Raw genomic sequence first — 21,693 nt, 5'->3', positions numbered from 1 at the left:
CGCGCCGTACGGTCAACGACCCTTCATGTAAAAGGAGTTGGGCGGTCGTGGTGGTTGCGACGGTGAGGTTCGTGACCTGGATCGCCGGTCGGTCGGGGGCGTCGGGGGCGGCAGTGGCAGCCCCGGCCAGGAGGCGCCGTCGTGCCCGTGGCGCGTCCTCTTGTTGGTCCTGCTGCCGGTCCTGCCGTCGGTCCTGCCGTGGGTTCCGGACGCCGCGCCAGGGGGAGTTCACAGTGCGGTCACCGCCTTCCGGCCGGCTGGTGGGGCGAGCGCGACGGCCGCCAGATTGACGCTCATGGCCAACAGGCCGATGGCGATGCTGGGGGCGACGACGGCCCAGGGGTTGAGGAGGATGCCGGCCGCGTTCTCCCGGATCATCAGCGCCCAGTCGGCGGCCGGCGGCTGCGGTCCGACCTGGAGGAAGCTGGCGGTGGCGACGAGGTAGACGGCGGCGACGAACCGCAGCCCGAACAGGGCGAGCAGGGTGGCCCGCATGTTCGGCAGCACCTCGCGCACCACCAGGTGCGCGAGCCCCTCGCCGCCGGCCACCGCCGCCTCCACATGGCCGGCGGTCGCGATCGGCGCCGCGGCGCCCGCCGCCAGCCGTACCGCGTACGGCACGCCGAGCACCACCGCGGCCACGATCACCGCCAGCCGGCCGCCGTCCGGCCAGGAGAGCGCGACCAGCAGGATGCCGAGGACCGCGGGCAGCAGCATCAACACATCGGCCAGCCGCTCGATCAGGGCGCCGACCGCGGGGCGCAGCGCGCTGACCGCGCCGAGCACCGCGGCGACCCCGGTGACCAGCACGGCCACCAGCAGCGAGGTGCCGATCAACTCCCGCCCGCCGGCCAGCAACCGGCTGAGCACGTCCCGGCCGAGCTGGTCGCCGCCGAGCGGGGCGCCGTCGCCGGGCTGCGCGTACGGGGCGGTCACCGGCGCCGCGACCGGGTGCGGCGCCCACCACGGGCCGCAGGCCGCCAGGGCCACCAACAGCAGTGCCGGCAGCGTCCGCAACAGGACCGGCCAGCGGCCGGGGCGGCGCGGGGGCACGGCCGGACGCGCGGCCCGGGCCCGGCGGCGGGTGCGAAAGGAACGCGGCGGGTTACGGGGTGGGTCACGCCGTGGGGTGGCGGTCATGCGCGGCCTCCGGAGGACTTGGCCCGGATCAGGTCGGCGAGCAGCAGCACACCGGTGATGACCGCACCCGTCAGCGCCACCACACCGGCGATGACGGGGCCGTCCCGATCGGTGACGGCGCCGGCGAGCACCGAGCCGATGCCCGGATAGTTGAAGATCGTCTCCACCACGACGGCGCCGCCGAGCAGCATGCCCGTCGAGGTGGCGAACCCGGTGGCGACGGCCGGCAGCGCGCCGGGCAGCAGGTGGTGGGTGAGGACGCGGTGCCGGGGCAGCCCGTCGACGACGGCGCTCGCCACGTGCGGGGCGGTGGCCTCGTCGGCCAGGGCCGCCCGGACGATCCGGGTGTTCCAGCCGATCTGCGGCACGGCCAGCGCGAACACCGGCAGCACCAGCATGTCCCAGGAGGCGGGCGTGCCCGACGCGTCGGTGAGGGTCACGGCCGGCAGCCAGCCCGTCCACTGCGAGAACACCAGCACCAGCGCGACCGCCACCACGAACTCCGGCAGCGCGAGCACCGCCGTGGCCGCCCCGGACACCATCCGGTCCACCGGCCCGCCCGGGCGCAGCGCGGCCCAACAGCCGAGCGCGAGCGAGAGCGCCACGGTCACCAGCAGGGCGAGCCCGCCGAGCAGCAGGGTGTTCGGGAACGGCGTGCCGAGCAGCGAAGCGACCGGCTCGCCGCGCGCCGAGGTGCCCAGATCGCCGGTGGGCAGGGCGGCCATCCAGTCCACGAAGCGTTCGAACACCGGCTCGTCCAGGCCGAGCATCCGGCGCCGGGCGGCGAGGTCGGCGGCGGACTCGCCGCGTTCGGCGGTGGCGCTCGCAGTGTCCCCCGGCAGCAGCTCCACGGCCCCGAAGACCAGGGCGAGGAGCACCGCGAGCAGCAGGGCGCGCCGGGCCAGCAGGCCCGCCAGCCGCAGCGCCAGCGCCGCGGCCCGGGACGCCCGCCCGGCGGCGGCCGGCGCCGCGCGTCCGTCCGGGGAGGCCGGCCACCCGTCGGCCGCGCCCTTCAGCGGGCCAGCCATGCGCCCTCAAGCTGGACGCGGCCGTACCCGGGCAGCCGGGGCAGCCCGCGCACCGGCGCCGCGGCCAGGTCGATGCCGTCGGCGACGCCCCACAGCAGATAGCCCGACCGCTCGTACTGGATGCGTTGGAGCTCGCGCAGCAGCGTGGTGCGCTGTTTGACGTCGGCGGTGCGCATGGCCCTGCGGTACGCGGCGTCGAAGGCCGGATCGCGCCAACCCGCCTCGTTCTGCGCGGCGTCGGAGGCGAGGGTCTTGCTGGCGAAGAACACCACGGAGTCGTTGGTGCCCCAGTAGGTGGTGTAGAGGTCGCCCTTGAGCCAGGTCTCGTCGTAGAAGGCGGCGGACTCGCGCCGTACGACCTTCACCTTCACGCCGGCCTCGCGGACCTGGTGGGCGAAGAGCGTGGCGGATTCGGCGAGCGCGGGCACGTCCTCGGTGGTGACCAGGTCGTACGTGGCGGAGCGGTCGAAGCGCGCCTCGGTGAGCAGCTTCTCGGCCCGGCCCAGGTCGCGGGCCCGCTGCGGCAGCGAACGGTCGTAGGCCGGGTCGCCGGTGCCGAGCACGTCGTTGCCGACCGTGCCGTAGCCGGAGAGCGCCTGCTTGACCATGGCCTCCCGGTCCACCGCGAGCCGCAGCGCGGTGCGCACCCGCGCATCGGCGAACGGGCCGTCGGCGGCCCGCATCACGATCGGCAGGGCCATGTCATTGCGGCGGCGTACGACCTGTACGTCCCGGCGCCGCTCGGCGGTCCGCGCGGCGACCGCGCCGACGTTGGACGCCAGGTCGAGCTGGCCGGCGAGCAGGGCGCTCGACATCGCCTGCGGGCTCTCGAAGAGCCGCACCTCGATCGCGTCGAGCAGCACCTCGCCGCCGTACCAGGCGTCGTTGCGCACCAGGCGGGCGTTGCCGCCGCGGAACCAGTCGAGTTGGAACGGCCCCGTGCCCGGGCTCCGGTGGATCGCGTGCTCCGGCGTGCCGTGCTTGAGCACGAACGTGGAGAGCCGCAGGAGCTGGGGCAACTCGGCGTTGGGGTAGTCGGACACGAGTTCCACGCCGCGCGGCCCGTACGGCCTGATGTGCTGCGCCGCGATGCCGGGCAGCCGGGAGGCGCCCGATGGGGTGCCGCGCAGCCGGCGCAGCGACCAGATCAGATCGGCGGCCGTGACCGGCGAACCGTCGTGGAAGACGGCGCCGTCGGCGAGCGTGAACCGCCAGCGGGTGAGGTCGGCCGACGACGTCCACCGCGCGGCGAGCCGGGGCGCGGTGGTGGTCTTCTCGCCGGGCGTGGTCAGCGTGTCGTAGCAGAGGGCGATGATCAGGTAGTCGCTCTCGTTGGCCTGGACGCCGTGCGGGTCGCGGGTGACGGCCGAGGGGGGGCCCCCCCCCCCCCCCCCGCACCGCCCCGACCACGACAAAGGCGCCCAGCGAAGATGACGACTCGTCAGGAGCGGCCAATAATCCCGATCCGGCCCGACACAGCGCGTTCCCCCGGCCGTTACACCACGGTGAGTTCCCCACCACCACGCCCCACGCCCGCCGAACGCCAACGGGCCCCCTCCGCAAGGACGGAGCCCGCAACAGCACCCACCACACCACCCCACACCCGGCTCGCAACAACCGCCCCGGGGCCACACCAACCCCACCCGAACCGGGCCACCCCGCAACCCCTCAGGAAGCCCCCCCCCGCCTCCCCACCACCGGCCTGCGAGCCACCCCCAACACCCACCCACCCCCACCACACCCAGCCGCCACCACATCCAGCACCCCACCCCCACGCCGCTCACCCACACGGCGCCACCCTCACCACACCCAACCCACCCCCCGCACCGGCCCCAACCCCAGGGACCGGCCCTCACCCGTCAGCGTTCGGCGCGCAGCCAGCCGGCGACCTCGGTCGCCCAGTAGGTCAGGATCAGGCCGGCGCCGGCCCGCCGTACGGACGTCAGCGTTTCCATGATCGCCCGGTCGCGGTCGATCCAGCCGTTGGCCGCGGCGGCCTCGACCATCGCGTACTCGCCGGAGATCTGGTAAGCGGCGACCGGCACGTCCGACGCGTCCGCGATCTGCCGCAGCACGTCCAGGTACGGCAGGGCCGGCTTGACCATGACCATGTCCGCGCCCTCGGCGAGGTCGAGGGCCAGTTCGCGCAGTGCCTCGCGGGCGTTGGCCGGGTCCTGCTGGTACGTCTTGCGGTCGCCCTTGAGCGAGGAGCCGACGGCCTCCCGGAAGGGGCCGTAGAAGGCGGACGAGTACTTGGCGGTGTACGCCAGGATCGACACGTCCTGGTGCCCCGCGCCGTCCAGCGCCTCGCGGACGACGCCGACCTGGCCGTCCATCATGCCGCTGGGGCCGACCGTGTGCGCGCCGGCGTCGGCCTGGGCGCGGGCCATCTCCGCGTACCGCTCAAGCGTCGCGTCGTTGTCGATCCGGCCCGCGGCGTCCAGGACGCCGCAGTGGCCGTGGTCGGTGTGCTCGTCCAGGCACAGGTCGGACATGACGATCAGGTCGTCGCCCACCTCGGCCCGTACGTCGCGCAGGGCGACCTGGAGGATGCCGTCCGGGTCGGTGCCCGGGGTGCCCACGGCGTCCTTCTTGTGGTCTTCCGGCACGCCGAACAGCATGATCGCGCCGACGCCGGCGGCCACCGCTTCGGCCGCCGCCTTGCGCAGCGTGTCCCGGGTGTGCTGGACGACGCCCGGCATGGCGCTGATCGGCGCGGGTTCGCTGATGCCCTCGCGGATGAAGGCCGGCAGGATCAGTTCGGCCGGGTGGAGCCTGGTCTCGGCGACCATCCGCCGCATGGCGGGGGTGGTGCGCAACCGCCGGGGCCTGGCTCCGGGGAAGCTGCCGTAGTCGTTCATGAACGTGCCCTCCTACGCGATCCGGGCCGCCGCTCGCTCGGGCGGGTGACCGGGTCCCCGGCCTCGATCGCGGCTGCGCGCCGCGCCGCGCCGAACTCCGCGAGCGCCTCGGCCAGCTTGTGCACCGAGGGCTCGGGCGACAGCACGTCCACCCGCAGGCCGTGTTCCTCCGCGGTCTTCGCGGTGGCCGGGCCGATGCAGGCGATGACGGTGACGTTGTGTGGTTTGCCCGCGATGCCGACGAGGTTCCGTACGGTCGACGACGAGGTGAAGAGCACGGCGTCGAAGCCGCCGCCCTTGATCGCCTCGCGGGTCTCGGCCGGCGGCGGCGACGCCCGTACCGTCCGGTACGCGGTGACGTCGTCCACCTCCCAGCCCAGTTCGATCAGTCCGGCCACCAGGGTCTCGGTGGCGATGTCGGCGCGCGGCAGGAAGACGCGGTCGATCGGGTCGAAGACCGGGTCGTACGGCGGCCAGTCCTCCAGGAGGCCGGCGGCCGACTGTTCGCCGCTGGGGACCAGGTCGGGCTTGACGCCGAACTCGACGAGGGACTTCGCGGTCTGTTCGCCGACGGCGGCGACCTTGATGCCGGCGAAGGCGCGGGCGTCGAGCCCGTACTCCTCGAACTTCTCGCGGACCGCCTTGACGGCGTTGACCGAGGTGAAGGCGATCCACTCGTAGCGGCCTGTGACCAGGCCCTTGACGGCGCGCTCCATCTGCTGCGGGGTGCGCGGCGGCTCCACGGCGATGGTCGGCACCTCGCTGGGCACCGCGCCGTAGGAGCGCAGTTGGTCGGAGAGCGAGGCCGCCTGTTCCTTGGTCCGCGGGACCAGGACGTTCCAGCCGAAGAGCGGCTTGGACTCGAACCAGGACAGCCGGTCGCGCCGTGCGGCCGCGCCGCGCGCGCCGACCACGGCTATCACCGGCGGGCTGCCGGCGGCCGACGGCAGCACCTTGGCCGACTTGAAGACCTGCGCGATGGTGCCGAGGGTGGCGGTCCAGGTGCGCTGGCGGGTGGTGGTGCCGGCGATGGTCACCGCGAGCGGGGTGTCGGGCTTGCGGCCACCGGCGACCAGTTCGCCGGCGGCGGCGGCCACGGTCTCCAGGGTGGCGGTGACGACGACGGTGCCGTCGCTGGCGCCGACCTCGCCCCCGCAGCGCTCGTCGGCGGTGCGGGCGTCGACGAACCGTACGTCGGTGCCTTGTGCGTCGCGCAGCGGCACGCCGGCGTAGGCGGGTACGCCGACGGCTGCTGCGACGCCGGGGACCACCTCGAAGGCGATGGATTCGGCGGCGCAGGCCAGCATCTCGTCGGCGGCGTCGCCGTCGAGGCCGGGGTCGCCGGCGACGGCACGGACGACCCGCTTGCCGGTGCGCGCGGCCCCCATGACAAGATTGGCGGTATCCCTAAGCACCGGGACTCCGGCGGGCACTGACGTGCCGTCAGCGTCCGGGTGCCGTAGGGCGCTCTGTGCGTCGGCCGCGACGTGGGGCCGCACGTGCGGGCGCACCACGTCGAGCACCTGCGCGTCGGCGATCAGCACGTCGGCCGTGGCCAGTGCCTCCACGGCGCGCAGCGTCAGCAAGCCCGGATCGCCTGGCCCGGCACCGAGGAAGGTGACGTGCCCGCAGCCGGGGTGGTTCGGGGCGGTGGGGTTCAAAGTGCTCGCTCCCCCATAAGACCGGCCGCACCCTTCGCGAGCATGTCAGCGGCGAGTTCGCGACCCAGCGTTGCGGGGGTCACGGTGCCGTGCATGGCGCTGCGAGAGGGAGAGGTGGGTACGGGACCAGTGGTGGACAGCTGCACCAGCGCGGTGCCGTCGACGGTGCCGACGACGCCCCGCAGGCGCATTTCGGTAACAGCCTGCCCGTCGCCCAACAAGTCGGCCAGCGCCCCCACGGGTGCGCTACAGCCGGCCTCCAGGGCGGCGAGCAGAGATCGCTCGGCGGTCACGGCGGCCCGGGTGTACGGGTCGTCGAGCTCGGCGAGTCGGGCGAGGAGTGCGGTGCCGTGCACGGGGTGCGAGGCGGCGCACTCGATCGCCAGGGCCCCCTGGCCGGGGGCGGGCAAGATGGCGTCGGTGTCGAGGATCTCGGTCGCTTCGGCGAGCCGGCCGATGCGGCTCAGGCCGGCGGCGGCCAGGACCACGGCGTCGAGTTCGCCGGAGCGGACGAAGCCGATCCGGGTGTCGATGTTGCCGCGGATCGGGACGGTCTCGATGGCCAGGCCGTACGCGCGGGCGTGCGCGTTGAGCTGGGCCGCGCGGCGGGGCGAGCCGGTGCCGATGCGGGCGGTGCGGCCGGCGGCTGCGGCGTCGGCCGCCAGCGCTTCGAAGCCGAGGCCGTCGCGGGCCACCAGGGCGTCGCGCGGGTCCTCGCGCGGCGGGACGGCGGCCAGTACGAGGCCGTCGGGTTCGGCGGTCGGCAGGTCCTTGAGGGAGTGCACGGCCAGGTCGATGGCGCCGCTGAGCAGCGCGTCGCGCAGTGCGGAGACGAAGACTCCGGTGCCGCCGATCTGGGCGAGGTGCTCGCGCGAGGTGTCCCCGTACGTGGTGATCTCAACCAGTTCGACCGGTTGGCCGGTGACCTTCCGTACGGACTCGGCGACCTGGGCGGACTGGGCCATGGCCAGTGCGCTGCGGCGGGTGCCGAGGCGCAGCGGGGCGACGGCACCGCTGCCGACGGCGGCCGGCCCCGGGGGGGCTGCGTTGCGGTCGGGGGGGTGGGATGTGCTGTCGGTCATGCCCGTCCTCGCTTCGGGTGGTTCCCATCGGCCCGGCTGACGGCGGCGACCGCCTCGGGGTCGAGGTCGAAGAGCTCGCGCAGGGCGTCGGCGTATCCGGCCCCGCCGGGCGTGCTCGCGAGCTGCTTGACCCGCACCGTCGGCGCGTGCAGCAGCTTGTCGACCACGCGGCGGACGGTCTGGGTGATTTCCGCCCGCTGCTTGTCGTCAAGGTCTGGCAGTCGTCCGTCGAGCCTGGCGATCTCGCTGGTCACCACGGATGCGGCCATGGTGCGCAGGGCGACGACGGTGGGTGTGATGTGCGCGGCGCGCTGGGCCGCGCCGAAGGCGGCGACCTCGGCCGAGACGATGGCGCGCACCTGGTCGACGTCGGCGGCCATGGGGGCGTCGGCGGACGCTTCGGCGAGCGATTCGATGTCGACGAGGTGTACGTCGCCCAGGCGGTGTGCGGCGGCGTCGATGTCGCGGGGCATAGCCAGGTCGAGCAGGGCCAGGGGCCGGCCGGGGTGCGGCGCGGTGGCGGTGCGCAGCGCGTCGGCGGTGAGGACGAGGCCGGTGGCGCCGGTGCAGGAGACGACGATGTCAGCTTCGGCCAGTTCGGCTTCGACCTCGGTCATCGGGACCGCGCGGGCGATCAGCTCGGTGGCGCCTGCCGCTGGCGGGACGGTGTCGGTTTCGGCGTGCTCATGACCGTCCGTTGGGCTGGTCGGCTGCTGTCCGCAGCAGCCGCCGTGCGGCGCGGGTACGCCGGCGACGCAGCCGGGCCCTTGCGCGGCGGGTGCCGGGTCGAGGGGTTCGGCGGGGACGACGGCGAGCGCGGCGACGCCGAGGGCCATGCCGAAGGCGGCGCCGGTGCCGTGCTGCTCGGGGTCCTGCGGCTGACCGGGGAGCCGGTCGCCCGGGTGCCCCGCCCCGTGGTCCGTGTGACGACCAATGGCCTGGTCAGTGGTATGGCCATGGGTGTGCGCGGCGGCCTGTTCGGCCAGCGCGGCCGTCAACCGGCGCGCCCGCTCCAGGGTCCGGTTGGCCACCACGAGCTCGGCCACGCCGGCGCGCGCCAGCGTGGTGGCTGCCAGCGAGGACATCGAGCCCGCGCCGATGACCAGGGCGCGCTTGCCGGCGGCCCCGCGCTCGACCGGCGCCTCGCCGGCGAGCTGCTGGAGGCCGAAGGTGACCAGCGACTGGCCGGCCTTGTCGATGCCGGTCTCGCTGTGCGCCCGCTTGCCGACCCGCAGGGCCTGCTGGAACAGGTCGTTGAGCAGCCGCCCCGCGGTGTGCAGCTCCTGCCCGAGCGCGAGCGCGTCCTTGATCTGGCCGAGGATCTGCCCCTCGCCCACGACCATCGAGTCCAGCCCGCAGGCCACCGAGAACAGGTGGTGGACGGCCCGGTCCTCGTAGTGCACGTACAGGTACGGCGTCAGCTCGTCCAGCGTGACGCCGGTGTGCTCGGCGAGCAGCGTGGACAGCTCGGCGACGCCCGCGTGGAACTTGTCCACGTCGGCGTAGAGCTCCACCCGGTTACAGGTGGCCAGCACGGCGGACTCGGCGGCGGGCTCCACGCCGAGCGCGTCCTGGACCAGGCGCCCGCGCTGCTCGGGCTGGAGCGCGACCCGCTCCAGCACGCTCACCGGCGCACTGCGGTGGCTCAACCCCACGACCAGCAGACTCATGCCGGCATCACGGCGGGCACGTCCCCGTCAGGTCCCTGGTTCTCGCGCACGTCGGTGACGGCGACGACGGGCGCGGGGCCCGCGGCGGCGTCGGTCAGCGAGCGCTCCGGGCCGGCGGGCGCGGGCGCCGCGGCGGGCGCGGTGGCGCCGGCCTGGGCCGCGTCCTGCGCCGCCTCTTCGCCGGCCTTGCGCTGCTCGTGGAAGGCGAGGATCTGGAGCTCGATGGAGAGGTCGACCTTGCGCACGTCCACCCCGTCCGGGACGGTGAGCACGGTCGGCGCGAAGTTGAGGATCGAGGTCACGCCGGCAGCCACCAGGCGGTCGCACACCTGCTGGGCGGCGCCGGCCGGGGTGGCGATGACGCCGATGGAGACCCCGTTGTCATCGATGATCTTTTCGAGCTCGTCGGTGTGCTGCACGGCGATGCCCGCGACGGGCTTGCCCGCCATCGCCGGGTCGGCGTCGATGAGCGCGGCGACCCGGAAGCCGCGGGAGGCGAACCCGCCGTAGTTGGCGAGCGCGGCGCCGAGGTTGCCGATGCCGACGATGACGACCGGCCAGTCCTGGGTGAGGCCGAGCTCGCGGGAGATCTGGTAGACGAGGTATTCCACGTCGTAGCCGACGCCACGGGTGCCGTACGAGCCGAGGTAGCTGAAGTCCTTGCGCAGCTTCGCCGAGTTGACCCCGGCCGCGGCGGCCAACTCCTCGGAGGAGACCGTGGGGACCGAGCGCTCGGACAGCGCGGTCAACGCGCGCAGATACAGCGGAAGCCGGGCGACGGTGGCCTCGGGAATCCCTCGGCTTCGGGTCGCCGGTCGGTGAGTTCGGCCAGTTGCCACGGTGCTCCTGCGGGTAGAGCGGGGCTGCGGACGGCCCGTCCCAGGACCGCCCCGTGAAGTGCAGGCTATGCCTTTGTGAACGCGTGCACAAAGATGGTGTCCGCTTTGTCCGAGCAAAGTGACGGGTGTCACGCGCCCTTTCGGGCCGATTACGGAACCGCCACCAGCACCACGCCGTTCACACCGTTCACCGCTTTCCCGCCGCACACGCGGGGACGACAACGGGAGCACGCGCCCACACTCCTCACCGCTATACCCCCGGATGTCAACAAATCGCCCACGATGGTAATCGACCACGCGACGCCGCCGTCCCCGCCGAACCCACCGAACACCGCACGGAGACCCCGACCATCGGCGGCACAATGGCGAACATGAGCCCCCTGCTACGCCGATCAGGCCGCAAGAACCCCGCCGACCGCACCGTGACGCTCATCGGCAAACCCGGCTGCCATCTGTGCGATGACGCACAGCAGGTGATCGAAAAGGTCTGCGCCGAACTCGGCGCCGCGTGGGAAAAGAAAGACATCACCGAAGACGAAGAGCTCTACCGGAAGTACTGGGAACAGATCCCGGTCATCCTCGTCGACGGCGCCCAACACGATTTCTGGCGCGTCCATCCCGACCGACTCCGCAAGGCGCTCGGCGGCTGACCGCGGCCACCACACCGCCCTACCGCGGCAGCACCCCACCGCGCTGCCGCACCGCATCGCCTGCCACACCGCCGGCTCGCGCCCGCACCGCACGGGAGCACACCGGCCCGCACCGGACTCCACCGTCGACCGACAAAGCCCCGGTGGCCCCCGCACCAATTCCCGTAGCGGAATGTTCACGCTCCACGAATCGTCCCGACCCCGGATGGACCGAACAAACTGGCTATGCTCGCGCTATGGCGGCTCTAGGATGGCTCACTCCCCGCAGGCGTTCGGCTACCGCACGCAGCGTGCTCGCCGGTGAGGCCGCGGCCGAAGCAGCGCGAAAAACCGCATCGGAACTCGATGCGGACTTCCCGGATGAGTCAGCGGAACCACCCCAAGAGGCCACGGAGCCGGAATTCCCGGTCCCCGGGGATCACCGCGCCGCCGCCTTCTTCGACCTCGACAACACGGTGATGCAGGGCGCCGCGCTCTTTCACTTCGGACGCGGCCTCTATAAGCGCCACTTCTTCCGCAAGCGGGAACTCGCGCGGTTTGCCTGGCAACAGACCTGGTTCCGCCTCGCCGGCGTCGAAGACCCCGCGCACATGGAAGACGCCCGCAATAGCGCCCTGTCCATCGTCAAGGGACACCGCGTCTCGGAGCTGATGTCCATCGGCGAGGAGATCTACGACGAGTACATGGCCGAAAGGATCTGGCCCGGCACCCGCGCCCTCACCCAGGCGCACCTGGACGCCGGCCAGAAGGTCTGGCTCGTGACAGCCGCCCCGATCGAGGCCGCGACGATCATCGCCCGCCGCCTCGGCCTGACCGGCGCCCTCGGCACGGTCGCCGAATCCATCGGCGGCGTCTACACCGGCCGGCTGGTGGGCGAGCCCCTGCACGGCCCGGCCAAGGCCGAAGCGGTCCGCGCCCTGGCCGCGGCCGAGGGCCTGGACCTGACGCGCTGCGCCGCCTACAGCGACTCCGCCAACGACATCCCCATGCTGTCGCTGGTGGGCCATCCGTACGCGGTCAACCCCGACGCCCGGCTGAGCAAGCACGCCCGCGAACACGGCTGGCGGCTGCGCGACTACCGGACCGGCCGCAAGGCCGCCAAGATCGGCATCCCGGCCGCCGCCGGTCTCGGCGCCGTGGCCGGCGGCACCGCCGCGGCCGTCGCCCTCCACCGCCGCCGCCGCTGACCCACCCCCCGGGGAGGGAGTGGCCACACCGCCGCCGAACCTCCCCCGGCTGCGCCCCGTACGCCACCGCCAGCCCCCCCCCGCCCCTCACGCCAACCGGCGGCGCGGCGAGCACCACAGCAGCAGCGGCACGGCGACGGCAGGCGGCAGGCGGCAGTAGTGGCGGTACGCCGACAGAACAGCGGTACGGCGAGGGGATGCAGCAGCGGCACGGCCGGCAGAGCCGCGACACCGCGAGGCAATACGGCAGCTAGACGGCAGCAGTACGGCGGTGCGACAAGGCGGTACGGCACCGGTACGGCAGAACCACCACCGAGCGAGCAGCCGCAGAGCCGCGGGCTGGGCCGTGGCAAGCCGTCGCGGCCCAGTGGTGCGGACGCGGGCTCCGGCGCGGATCGAAGTCAACGCGCCGCCTCGCCGCACCCCCCGTCACCCAGCGCAATCGCCGGGCCCGCGCCATCCCCACTCCTCGACGACGCGCCCGCCCACGCGAACCCCACTCGCACCCCGTACGCCCCGCCGCACACAGCGGCCCCGCCCCTGACAGCGCAACCGCCGGAGAACCGCACCAACCGTCACGGGCAACCGAGTTCGAGCAATCTAAACTGCCTACCCGCGCGCCTTTCCCGCCAGTCGCGTTGTGCCCGGATTACCACAACACGCCCCGCAACCAAACAGATCGCGAAGCTTTTCGATCAACTTCTGATCAATGTTCGACTCTTGATTGACCGTCAAGGCAGCACAGAGTGGACGGAAACGGCGATTTAAGCAACTGGGTGTAGCGTCACCTATACGAAGCGTTATTCTCCTCAGACGCAACCGGTACCCACACGTCCCTACGACGGGTGAACGGTCCCGCACTGCACGTGATGGAAGCTCTGCCTCTGGGAGTCCCGTGTACCCACACGTCGGGGTTGACGCCTCGGGCCTGGCTACGCTGCGCGAAACGGTCATCGACCGCCTTCGCGGCTACGTCCCCACCGCGTACGCCGTACCCGCTGTCCCCGCATTCGCCACACCCGTCCCCGCTGCCTCAGCACCCTGCTACACCGTCGCCAACGGAAGCGCGACCGTCGGAAGACGAACCCGCACCAGCGCCACCCCGGCGACCCCCCGCCGCCCGAGCGCCGACAGCGACAGCCACCGCATGATGGAACTCGTCGAACGCGCCCAGTCCGGCGAGTCCGAAGCCTTCGGCTGCCTCTACGACCAGTACTCCGACACCGTCTACCGCTACATCTACTACCGCGTCGGTGGCCGGGCCACCGCCGAGGACCTGACCAGCGAGACCTTCCTGCGCGCCCTGCGCCGCATCGGTACGTTCACCTGGCAGGGCCGCGACTTCGGAGCCTGGCTGGTCACCATCGCCCGCAACCTCGTCGCCGATCACTTCAAATCGAGCCGCTTCCGCCTGGAAGTCACCACCGGCGAAATGCTCGACGCCAACGAGGTCGAACGCAGCCCCGAGGACTCCGTTCTCGAATCGCTCTCCAACGCTGCCCTCCTCCAGGCGGTTCGCAGGCTTAACCCCCAACAGCAGGAATGCGTCACGCTGCGCTTTCTACAAGGACTCTCGGTGGCCGAGACCGCCCGGGTGATGGGCAAGAACGAAGGCGCCATCAAAACCCTCCAGTACCGTGCCGTGCGCACCCTCGCCCGGCTCCTCCCCGACGACGCCCGTTAGCCCTCCCACCACGCCGAACGGCGCAGCAACACCCCCTCACCGCCCGCCGCACGGGGCCGTCCCCACCCTGCTCGACGGGTCACTCCCAGGCTCCACCTCCCTCTCACCGGTCCCTTCCGCCGCGTTCACGTGCCGGTGAAACGCCCCCGCTTCGCTTCCGGACAGCGGTCAGATCATCGTGGCCGCGTAACCCGGCTGCCGCGCCGCTCGTTGTGCGGGATGCAGGCTCCCTGCGGTCACGCCATGCCCGCAATTGCTCACTCGATCGAGTGGCGGCGCTCAAGGCGTGCAACCTCCAAGGCGCCCTGAGGAGTCGACCATCTTGACGAGAGGAGGTGCCGCCCGTGATCGCGAACGTATCGGCGCACCGGCGGGCTCACGCCTTCGCCCAGGCCCTGGAGGAGCAGGAACTCCAGGGCACGGCAACCGGCCCGGCCGAGCACACGGCGGAGAACGCCGAGCGAGAAGGCATGTTGGCCCTGACCAAGGCGCTCGGCGAACTGCCGGCGCCGGAGCTGGACCCCACCGCCAAAACCGTTCAGCGGGCCCAGTTGCTCGCCGCGGTGGAGACGGCGTTCGCCAGCGACGGTGCGCGCGTGCCCGAGCAGCGCTCGGCACGGTCCGCCAGCAGCGGCAGTGCCGCCAGGAAGACCGGAGAGGGCGGCAGGGGTAGCCACCGCGCGGGCCCCCTCAGCAGACTCCGCCCCCGGTCGCGATGGTCAAAGGGCCTAGCGGCAGGGGGGCTGACCGTCGGTGTCGCGGCGGGCGCGTTCGGCGGCGTGGCCACGGCCAGCTCCGACGCCCTCCCCGGCGACTCCCTCTACGGCCTCAAGCGCGGCATAGAGGATCTCAAGCGGGGCATGGCCAACGACGACGCCGACCGCGGGCGGATCTACCTGGACCAGGCATCCACCCGGATGAACGAGGCCCGCCGACTCATGGAGCGCGCCCGCGCGGGCGAGATGGACCACGAGTCGCTCAGCGAAGTGCGCAAGGCGCTCTCCGGCATGCAGCACGCGGCCTCCGAAGGCCACCGGCTGCTGCACGACGCCCACCAACGCGACGGCTCGCTGGACCCGATGCGCAGGTTGAACGCCTTCACCAGCGACCACCGCAAGGGCTGGAGCGACCTCCGCCAGCGCCTCCCGCTCCCCCTTCGGGACATGGGCGACCAGGTCAGCCTGGTCCTGGAGGCCATGGACGTCGACGTCGACCCGCTGCGTACGTTGCTCACCCCGCCGCCCCAGAACACCCAGCCGGAAGTCGAGCGCGTACGGACGGCGCCCGCCACCCCGCCGCCCGCCACCCCCGACCGGCCCGCTCCGCGGCACGCCAAGCCGAGCCATCCGGACCACACCGAGCCGCAGCGGCGCGCGAGCACCCCCGCTCCCACGACGCCCCCGGCGCGAGAGCGGCCCCGCCTCCTCGACGGGCCCGGCCTCCTGGAGCAACAGCCGGCCACTGAAACGCCACAACCGTCCCAGGAGCGCACCCCCGAGACCGGCAAGCCCGAGGTGACGGTCCCACCGCTGCTCGGTGACCTACTACCGGGACTCGGGACCGACGTCCCCGACCCGTCCGGCTCCCCGCAGCCCAGCGACGACTGACCGGACCCGCAGGGCCGCACCACCGGCCCCTGCCCAGGCGCTCCGTCTTCCCCCTGACCGGCCCCGTCCACGGCCGGCTCAGAAGAAGACGGAGCGCCTTCGTACGAGCAGCTTGTACAGAGTGTGCTGGATCGTCTCGCGGACCTGGTCCGTCAGGTTGAACATCAGCATCGGATCGTCGGCCGCCTCCGGCGCATAGCCGTCCGTCGCGATCGGCTCACCGAACTGGATCGTCCACTTCGTCGGCAGCGGCACCGTGCCCAACGGTCCGAGCAGCGGAAACGTCGGTGTGATCGGGAAGTACGGGAAGCCGAGCAGCCGCGCCAACGTCTTGGAGTTCCCGACCATCGGATAGATCTCCTCGGCCCCGACGATCGAGCACGGCACGATCGGCACCCGGCTGCGCAGAGCCGTCGAGACGAAGCCGCCCCGGCCGAACCGCTGCAACTTGTAGCGCTCGGAGAACGGCTTCCCTATCCCCTTGAACCCCTCGGGCATCACGCCGACCAGCTCACCGCGGTCCAACAGCCGCTGCGCGTCCTCCGCACACGCCAACGTGTGACCGGCCTTGCGAGCCAACTCGCTGATCACCGGCAGCTTGAAGACCAGGTCCGCCGCGAGGAGGCGCAGATGGCGGTCGGCTGGATGGTGATCGTGCACGGCGACCTGGAGCATCAGCCCGTCCAGCGGCACCGTCCCCGAGTGGTTGGCGACGATCAGCGCCCCGCCGGTGCTCGGCACGTTCTCCATGCCGCGCACCTCGACCCGGAAGTACGACTCGTACATCGGCCGCAGCAGCGACATCAGGACCTGGTCCGTCAGCTCCTCGTCGAAGCCGAAGTCATCGACCTCGTACTCGCCGGTGAGCCTGCGCCGCAGAAAGCTCAGGCCGCCGGCCAGCCGCTGCTCCCAGCCCCGCGCCTGCTCCGCGGGCGCTGCCCCTTCGGTCCCCTCGGCGCCGTCCGGCTGCCGGGCCCGTCCCGCGGCCTCCCCGTCCTCGTCGCGCTGCGGCGGGACGGGCTGGAGCGCGGCCTGTGCCTGCGGTACCCGCACCGGGCGGCGGGCGCCGGCCTTCCGCCGGGCCCTCGGCTCCTCGCCGAACGGGATGACCTTCGCGTCCGCCATCGTGGCTGCGCTCCTCAGTTCTGGCCGGCGCCCGGCAGCGCCGCGGCGATCCGGTCGACGGTACGGGCCAGGGCCTCGGGCGGCAGCAGTCCGGCGCCGCGGCTGCGTGCGTAGTCCATGAAGGCGCCGGCGGTGCTGTACGTGGGCCAGAAGCCCAGGGTCTCGCGCATCTGTGTCGTGTCCACGACCCGCCCATGGGTGAGCAGCCGGATCTGCTCGGGCGAGAAGTCGGTTATGCCCACCGCGCGCAGCACCGAGCCGATCCAGGTCACCGAGGGCGAGAAGAGCGGCAGGGTGGGCCGGCCGAGCCGCCGAGCCGCCTGGGAGAGCAGCAGCACGCCGTCACCCGCGATGTTGAAGGTGCCGCTGTGCGGGGTGGAGCGGCGCGGCTGGCCGGCCGTCAGTCGCAGCACCTCGATGGCGTCGTCCTCGTGGACGAACTGGAGCCGCGGGTCGAAGCCGACGATGGTGGGCAGCACGGGCAGCGCGAAGTACTCGGCGAGGGGCGAGTCCGTGCACGGGCCCAGCACGTGGGCGAACCTCAGCACACACACCGCGACGTCCGGCCGGCGCCTGGCGAACCCGCGCACATAGCCCTCGACCTCGACGACGTCCTTGGCGAACCCGCCGCTGGGCAGCGATTTGACGGGGGTGGTCTCGCCGAAGACGGCCGGATCACGGGAGGCCGACCCGTACACGCTCGTGCTGGACTTCACCACGAAGCGGGCCACGGTCGGTGCCTTCTGGCAGGCGCCGAGGAGCTGCATGGTGCCGATGACGTTGGTCTCCTTGACCGTGGTCCGGCTGCCGCGGGAGCCGAGCGGTGTGCCGTTGACGTCCATGTGCACCACGGTGTCCACGCCGTACTGCGCCAGCACCTTGCCGATCGTGGGTTGCCTGATGTCGGTCTGGACGAACTCGGCGCCACCGAGGTCGTGCTCGGGCAGCGCGGCGTCGACACCGATCACCCGGTCCACATCGGGCTCGCGCAGGACACGGCGGACGAAGCGGCCACCGAGCTGCCGGGCCACCCCGGTGACGAGCACGACCCTGCCCATGATCAGCGCCTACCTTCCCACCCTCGCAGAAGCCTGCGGACACCCGTCCGGCGCCACGGAGCCGGCGTGCCCCGAAGCTATGACTCACCGTATCCACTGGGTCTGACAACGCACCGGCCCGGCGCGGCCGGACCCGGCGGGACCCCGCCTGACCTGCCCCGAACGCACCGCAGCCCTCCCACCGTGTGGTGGGAGGGCTGCGGAACGTCGCACAGCGTCGCGCTTACTTCTTGTTGCGACGCTGGACGCGCGTGCGCTTGAGCAGCTTGCGGTGCTTCTTCTTCGCCATCCGCTTACGCCGCTTCTTGATAACAGAGCCCACGACTACCCTCGCTCACTTCGATTTCACTCGGTGCGGGGCGTCCGAGCCCACACGACCTACATCGGGCCAGCCTACCCGGCACCGAGCGAACAGCGTAATCCGAGGGTCGACGCGACCCATCAGCCCCGTGGACCACACCCGCCGCGTACGTCACGGCAGCCGCCCGAAGACGGCCACCGCTCCGACCACACCGGTCCGGCCCACCGCGGGCGACCTAGGCGGACTCCACCCCCACATACGACTCGCGGAGGTACTCGTGCACCGCCTGCTCGGGAACCCGGAAGGACCTGCCTACCCGGATAGCGGGCAGATGACCGCTGTGCACCAACCGGTACACGGTCATCTTCGACACTCGCATGACCGAGGCAACTTCCGCCACGGTCAGAAACTGGACCTCATTCAGAGGCCTCTCGCCAGCAGCCATGACACACCTGAACCTTCCGCACATGACGGGCACCGGCTTCCCCTCCGGTGACTCCTCGTCGCTGCGCGCTCACTCACCAGACTAGGGGCGGGTGATACGAGTGGGGAAGAGGAGTAGCGATCGGCCGCCTACTGTGACAGACACGCTCGATTGAGTACATAGCGAGTAAGCGGCCGGTAGTAATCAGGCCGCACAGCGTCATCAAGCGGAACGACGACCGATACCCTTCCCTCGGCCTCGCCGACGAACGGCGCGGGATCGTCGCTGTCAGCCAGCCCAACGGCCGCAATACCGAGCTGACCTGCCCCGCAGAGCCATCCGTGATCACCGATGACGAGGCCGGGAAGGCTCCCCCCGGCGTCGGCTGCCGCCCCGAGCGCGATCCGGAGGGGAAGCGGCGAGTGCGTGTGCACGCCGGTCTCATTCTCTGCACTCCGCGCGCCGGGTTCCCGCACCAGCGCGACTCCTCGAATGTAGGCAAGGTTGTACGTACGTAGCCCGAACCGGGTCCTGATGTCGATCCGGCACCCCCATCCTGGGGTGAGAACGGGACAACCTGCCGCTGACAAAGCGGACGCCAAAGCGGCGTAGAAGCCCAGCAGCCGGCCTGGATGCCCGGTCCCGAGCAACACCGGGGTACGAGACCGCGCGGCGCCGCCCAGCCGATCTGCGAAGGCGTCCAGCGCCGTCACCGTACGATCCGGATCGATCACATCCTGGCCCAAAACATACCCAGGATCGTTCGAAACACCGCACCGGTCGCTCATGAGCTCAAGCAACTCCGCGAAGTTCCAGTCGAGTTCGGGCTCAAGCCCGATCAACGTCTGCGGGTCGCGCGCCGCGAACATCCGGTACCGCCGCAGGCTCCCTTCCCGCCGCGTGGCCACGGGGCCGGCGAGCCCTGTGGTCATCAGATGGGCCCGCAGCTCGGAAGCGCTCAACACACCGACGATGGTGGCCGACGACCGCGGCCCGCCGCCCGCGGAACCCCGATGCGTGCCACCGTTGGGCTAACGGTTCGTCACCAGCGGTCATTCCAGAGGCCAGTTGGCCATCCAGCGGCCGATTCTGGCCATCTTTCGCGGACGTTCAGGATGTGGTGCTCCCGTGCGTGTGGCACCGCCGGTTCAGGGCAGCAGCCCGTGCGCCGGGAAGGTCGCCCGCCGCGTCGCCACCACGGCCTGGTCCAGCGCATCGGCCGGGTCGTACCCCCACTCCTCCCAGTCCCGCCAACGCGGCTCCCGACCATCGGTCATCCGCAGCGGCGCCTGCTGCCGCGTCCGCGCGTACACCTCGTGCCGCCATGCGTCGGGGGTCGGCGCCTCCGGGTCGATGGGCCGGCCGGCCGCGACACCCACCAGATGCGTCCAGGTCCGCGGCACGACGTCCACCACCGCGTATCCACCGCCGCCCAACGCGATCCAGCGACCACCCGCATGCTCGTCAGCCAATTGCCGGCAACCGGCCGCGACCGCCCGCTGGGCGTCCACCGTCACCGCGAGGTGCGCCAGCGGGTCCTCGATGTGCGTGTCGGCGCCGTGCTGTGTGACGAGCACGTCCGGCCGGAAGGCCGCGAGCAGTTCGGGCACGACGGCGTGAAAGGCGCGCAGCCACCCTTCGTCACCGGTGCCCGCGGGCAGCGCCACGTTGACCGCGCTGCCCTCCGCGTCGTCGCCACCGGTCTCGGCGGGCCAACCGGTCTGCGGGAACAGGGTCCGGGGGTGCTCGTGCAGCGAAATCGTCAGCACCCGCGGGTCGTTCCAGAAGGCCGCCTGGACGCCGTCACCGTGGTGCACGTCCACATCGACGTACGCGACCCGCTGCGCGCCCAGTTCGAGCAGGCGCGCGATGGCGAGCGCGGCATCGTTGTACACGCAGAAGCCGGCCGCGCTGCCGGCCATCGCGTGGTGCAGCCCGCCGGCGAAGTTCACGGCCCGCGTCGCCCGGCCGCTCCACACGGCCTCCGCGGCGGCCACCGACTGGCCTGCGATCAGCGCCGACGCCTCGTGCATCCCCGAGAACGCCGGATCGTCCGGCGTGCCGAGGCCGTACGCCTCGTCGGCCGCGGCCGGGTCCGCGGAGGCCCGTCGTACGGCGTCCACGTAGTCCTGGCGGTGTACGAGACGCAGCGTGGAGTCGCCGGCGGGTGGCCCGGCGACCACCTTCACCTCGCGATCGAGGCCGAACGCCTCCACCAGCCGCATCGTCAGCCCCAGTCGCACCGGGTCCATCGGGTGCCCGGGACCGAAGTCGTAGCCCGTGACGGCGTCATCCCACATGAGATGTGTGCGGACGTTCATGCCCGTCACCGTATCGGGCGACACCACGACGGCAGGGAACGGGCGCCGAACAGCATCGCGAACTCCTCAGTCGGCCGCCTCGATCCCCGAGTTACGCCAAGAGTGACGGGAGTTCACGCATCTCGGAGAAGAGCGCGGTGGCGTCGGAGAGTTTGGTGGCCGGTGTCATGGCGGTGTACCCGAAGACGTCCATTCCCGCGGCCCGCGCCGCCTGTACGCCGAGCGGGCTGTCCTCTATGACGGCACATCGTTCGGGCGCCACGCCCATGACCTCGCTGGCGTGCAGAAAGAGGTCGGGGGCTGGCTTTCCGCGACCCACGTCCTGGGAGCTGAAGATGCGCTCTTCTCCGAAGAGACCGTAGAGCCCGGTCTTCTTCAGCGCGACCCGAATGCGCTCGTGGCTTCCGGAGGAGGCGAGACAGTACGGGACGCTGTCCGCGCACATCTTCTCCAGCACATCGGCCGCGCCGGCCACGGCTTCCAGCTCGGCTTCGAAGGCGGCGAATACCCGCTGGTGGAACGTGGCATCGAATTCGACGGGCAGCCGCCGGCCGTACCGCTCAAGCACCAGGTCGTGTATCCGGTGCATGGCGGAGCCCATGTAGTCGCGAATCGCCTCTTCGTACGTGGTCGGATGGCCCAACTCGGTCAGGTACCCGGCGAGCAGTCGGTTCGAGATCGGCTCGCTGTCGACGAGTACACCGTCGTTGTCGAAGATGATGAGGTCATAGCGCATAGGACCACTCTATAAAAGCAAAAAGAGCCCTGCGAGGACTGATGGTCCTCACAAGGCTCTTTTTCTAAAAGGAGTTCGGCGGCGTCCTACTCTCCCACAGGGTCCCCCCTGCAGTACCATCGGCGCTGAAAGGCTTAGCTTCCGGGTTCGGAATGTAACCGGGCGTTTCCCTAACGCAATGACCACCGAAACACTATAAAACAAACAAACCGGCAAACACACAGTTCGTTGCTTCAGAACCAACACAGTGAACGCGAGCAACTGAGGACAAGCCCTCGGCCTATTAGTACCAGTCAACTCCACCCCTCACGAGGCTTCC

Annotated in this window: 19 protein-coding genes and 1 rRNA gene; 4 read left to right on the top strand and 16 right to left on the bottom strand. The window is 71.7% G+C overall.

Annotated features, from left to right (window positions below):
* Window positions 1-228 precede the first annotated feature (228 nt).
* The 8 genes from AAHZ94_RS05405 to AAHZ94_RS05370 all read right to left on the bottom strand — a co-directional run bounded on the left by AAHZ94_RS05405 (window position 229) and on the right by AAHZ94_RS05370 (window position 10,281).
* Window positions 229-1,053: an ABC transporter permease gene (locus AAHZ94_RS05405; RefSeq protein ID WP_349990971.1), complete on the bottom strand. Its 825-nt coding sequence runs from the start codon at window positions 1,051-1,053 to the stop codon at window positions 229-231.
* An 83-nt stretch (window positions 1,054-1,136) separates the two neighbouring features.
* The gene (locus AAHZ94_RS05400; RefSeq protein WP_349990969.1) at window positions 1,137-2,168 is read right to left on the bottom strand and encodes an ABC transporter permease; all 1,032 of its coding nucleotides are present in this window, start codon (window positions 2,166-2,168) and stop codon (window positions 1,137-1,139) included.
* Window positions 2,153-3,583 (bottom strand): ABC transporter substrate-binding protein, encoded by a 1,431-nt coding sequence (locus tag AAHZ94_RS05395; RefSeq protein ID WP_349990967.1) that lies wholly within the window; start codon window positions 3,581-3,583, stop codon window positions 2,153-2,155. Before AAHZ94_RS05395 ends, AAHZ94_RS05400 begins: the two co-directional genes overlap by 16 nt.
* A 444-nt stretch (window positions 3,584-4,027) precedes the next feature.
* On the bottom strand, window positions 4,028-5,029 hold the full coding sequence (gene hemB / locus AAHZ94_RS05390) for a porphobilinogen synthase (protein ID WP_349990966.1): 1,002 nt from the start codon (window positions 5,027-5,029) through the stop codon (window positions 4,028-4,030).
* The gene (locus tag AAHZ94_RS05385; RefSeq protein ID WP_349990964.1) at window positions 5,026-6,690 is read right to left on the bottom strand and encodes a bifunctional uroporphyrinogen-III C-methyltransferase/uroporphyrinogen-III synthase; all 1,665 of its coding nucleotides are present in this window, start codon (window positions 6,688-6,690) and stop codon (window positions 5,026-5,028) included. Before AAHZ94_RS05385 ends, hemB begins: the two co-directional genes overlap by 4 nt.
* Entirely contained in the window at window positions 6,687-7,772 is a 1,086-nt protein-coding gene (gene hemC, locus AAHZ94_RS05380) for a hydroxymethylbilane synthase (protein ID WP_349990963.1), read from the bottom strand. The genes AAHZ94_RS05385 and hemC overlap by 4 nt, the downstream gene beginning before the upstream one ends.
* The gene (gene hemA / locus AAHZ94_RS05375; RefSeq protein ID WP_349990961.1) at window positions 7,769-9,442 is read right to left on the bottom strand and encodes a glutamyl-tRNA reductase; all 1,674 of its coding nucleotides are present in this window, start codon (window positions 9,440-9,442) and stop codon (window positions 7,769-7,771) included. The genes hemC and hemA overlap by 4 nt, the downstream gene beginning before the upstream one ends.
* Window positions 9,439-10,281 carry a redox-sensing transcriptional repressor Rex gene (locus AAHZ94_RS05370; RefSeq protein WP_349990959.1) on the bottom strand — a complete coding sequence of 281 codons (843 nt, stop codon included), beginning with the start codon at window positions 10,279-10,281 and terminating at the stop codon, window positions 9,439-9,441. The genes hemA and AAHZ94_RS05370 overlap by 4 nt, the downstream gene beginning before the upstream one ends.
* A gap of 371 nt (window positions 10,282-10,652) precedes the next feature.
* On the opposite strand from AAHZ94_RS05370, the gene AAHZ94_RS05365 reads away from it, so the two are divergent.
* The 4 genes from AAHZ94_RS05365 to AAHZ94_RS05350 all read left to right on the top strand — a co-directional run bounded on the left by AAHZ94_RS05365 (window position 10,653) and on the right by AAHZ94_RS05350 (window position 15,409).
* Window positions 10,653-10,931: a glutaredoxin family protein gene (locus tag AAHZ94_RS05365; protein WP_349990957.1), complete on the top strand. Its 279-nt coding sequence runs from the start codon at window positions 10,653-10,655 to the stop codon at window positions 10,929-10,931.
* A 236-nt stretch (window positions 10,932-11,167) separates the two neighbouring features.
* Entirely contained in the window at window positions 11,168-12,118 is a 951-nt protein-coding gene (locus AAHZ94_RS05360; RefSeq protein ID WP_349990955.1) for an HAD family hydrolase, read from the top strand.
* Window positions 12,119-13,013: 895 nt separating this feature from the next.
* Window positions 13,014-13,802 carry an ECF subfamily RNA polymerase sigma factor, BldN family gene (locus AAHZ94_RS05355; RefSeq protein ID WP_349990953.1) on the top strand — a complete coding sequence of 263 codons (789 nt, stop codon included), beginning with the start codon at window positions 13,014-13,016 and terminating at the stop codon, window positions 13,800-13,802.
* Between the two features lie 344 nt (window positions 13,803-14,146).
* Window positions 14,147-15,409 carry a DUF5667 domain-containing protein gene (locus tag AAHZ94_RS05350; protein ID WP_349990952.1) on the top strand — a complete coding sequence of 421 codons (1,263 nt, stop codon included), beginning with the start codon at window positions 14,147-14,149 and terminating at the stop codon, window positions 15,407-15,409.
* Between the two features lie 78 nt (window positions 15,410-15,487).
* Here AAHZ94_RS05350 and AAHZ94_RS05345 read toward each other — a convergent pair whose 3' ends face one another.
* The 8 genes from AAHZ94_RS05345 to rrf form a co-directional block, all read right to left on the bottom strand.
* The gene (locus tag AAHZ94_RS05345; RefSeq protein WP_349990950.1) at window positions 15,488-16,534 is read right to left on the bottom strand and encodes a lysophospholipid acyltransferase family protein; all 1,047 of its coding nucleotides are present in this window, start codon (window positions 16,532-16,534) and stop codon (window positions 15,488-15,490) included.
* Window positions 16,535-16,548: 14 nt separating this feature from the next.
* Window positions 16,549-17,592 carry an NAD-dependent epimerase/dehydratase family protein gene (locus tag AAHZ94_RS05340; RefSeq protein WP_349990948.1) on the bottom strand — a complete coding sequence of 348 codons (1,044 nt, stop codon included), beginning with the start codon at window positions 17,590-17,592 and terminating at the stop codon, window positions 16,549-16,551.
* Between the two features lie 223 nt (window positions 17,593-17,815).
* Window positions 17,816-17,914, bottom strand: a complete 99-nt coding sequence (locus AAHZ94_RS05335) for a 30S ribosomal protein bS22 (protein WP_003948845.1) — start codon at window positions 17,912-17,914, stop codon at window positions 17,816-17,818.
* Window positions 17,915-18,128: 214 nt separating this feature from the next.
* Complete coding sequence (locus AAHZ94_RS05330) at window positions 18,129-18,338, bottom strand: helix-turn-helix domain-containing protein (protein ID WP_014053989.1); 210 nt, start codon at window positions 18,336-18,338, stop codon at window positions 18,129-18,131.
* A 128-nt stretch (window positions 18,339-18,466) separates the two neighbouring features.
* Complete coding sequence (locus AAHZ94_RS05325; protein ID WP_349990944.1) at window positions 18,467-19,282, bottom strand: phosphatase; 816 nt, start codon at window positions 19,280-19,282, stop codon at window positions 18,467-18,469.
* 183 nt (window positions 19,283-19,465) lie between these two features.
* Window positions 19,466-20,638 (bottom strand): acetoin utilization protein AcuC, encoded by a 1,173-nt coding sequence (locus AAHZ94_RS05320; protein ID WP_349990942.1) that lies wholly within the window; start codon window positions 20,636-20,638, stop codon window positions 19,466-19,468.
* A gap of 91 nt (window positions 20,639-20,729) precedes the next feature.
* Window positions 20,730-21,374 carry an HAD family hydrolase gene (locus AAHZ94_RS05315; RefSeq protein ID WP_349990940.1) on the bottom strand — a complete coding sequence of 215 codons (645 nt, stop codon included), beginning with the start codon at window positions 21,372-21,374 and terminating at the stop codon, window positions 20,730-20,732.
* Window positions 21,375-21,447: 73 nt separating this feature from the next.
* A 5S ribosomal RNA gene (rrf, locus tag AAHZ94_RS05310) occupies window positions 21,448-21,564 on the bottom strand.
* Between the last annotated feature and the right edge of the window lie 129 nt (window positions 21,565-21,693).

The sequence above is a fragment of the Streptomyces sp. HSW2009 genome (assembly GCF_040240285.1).
Classification (GTDB): Bacteria; Actinomycetota; Actinomycetes; order Streptomycetales; family Streptomycetaceae; genus Streptomyces.
The sequence above is the reverse complement of the archived record's forward strand: the minus strand, read 5'-3'. Positions and strand labels throughout refer to the sequence as shown.

Coding starts and splice junctions, on each gene's coding strand:
- AAHZ94_RS05360 (WP_349990955.1), top strand. CDS start 11,168: ATGGCGGCTCTAGGATGGCTCACTCCCCGCAGGCGTTCGGCTACCGCA.
- hemC (WP_349990963.1), bottom strand. CDS start 7,772: ATGACCGACAGCACATCCCACCCCCCCGACCGCAACGCAGCCCCCCCG.
- AAHZ94_RS05400 (WP_349990969.1), bottom strand. CDS start 2,168: ATGGCTGGCCCGCTGAAGGGCGCGGCCGACGGGTGGCCGGCCTCCCCG.
- AAHZ94_RS05320 (WP_349990942.1), bottom strand. CDS start 20,638: ATGAACGTCCGCACACATCTCATGTGGGATGACGCCGTCACGGGCTAC.
- AAHZ94_RS05315 (WP_349990940.1), bottom strand. CDS start 21,374: ATGCGCTATGACCTCATCATCTTCGACAACGACGGTGTACTCGTCGAC.
- AAHZ94_RS05330 (WP_014053989.1), bottom strand. CDS start 18,338: ATGGCTGCTGGCGAGAGGCCTCTGAATGAGGTCCAGTTTCTGACCGTG.
- AAHZ94_RS05365 (WP_349990957.1), top strand. CDS start 10,653: ATGAGCCCCCTGCTACGCCGATCAGGCCGCAAGAACCCCGCCGACCGC.
- hemB (WP_349990966.1), bottom strand. CDS start 5,029: ATGAACGACTACGGCAGCTTCCCCGGAGCCAGGCCCCGGCGGTTGCGC.
- AAHZ94_RS05345 (WP_349990950.1), bottom strand. CDS start 16,534: ATGGCGGACGCGAAGGTCATCCCGTTCGGCGAGGAGCCGAGGGCCCGG.
- hemA (WP_349990961.1), bottom strand. CDS start 9,442: ATGAGTCTGCTGGTCGTGGGGTTGAGCCACCGCAGTGCGCCGGTGAGC.
- AAHZ94_RS05340 (WP_349990948.1), bottom strand. CDS start 17,592: ATGGGCAGGGTCGTGCTCGTCACCGGGGTGGCCCGGCAGCTCGGTGGC.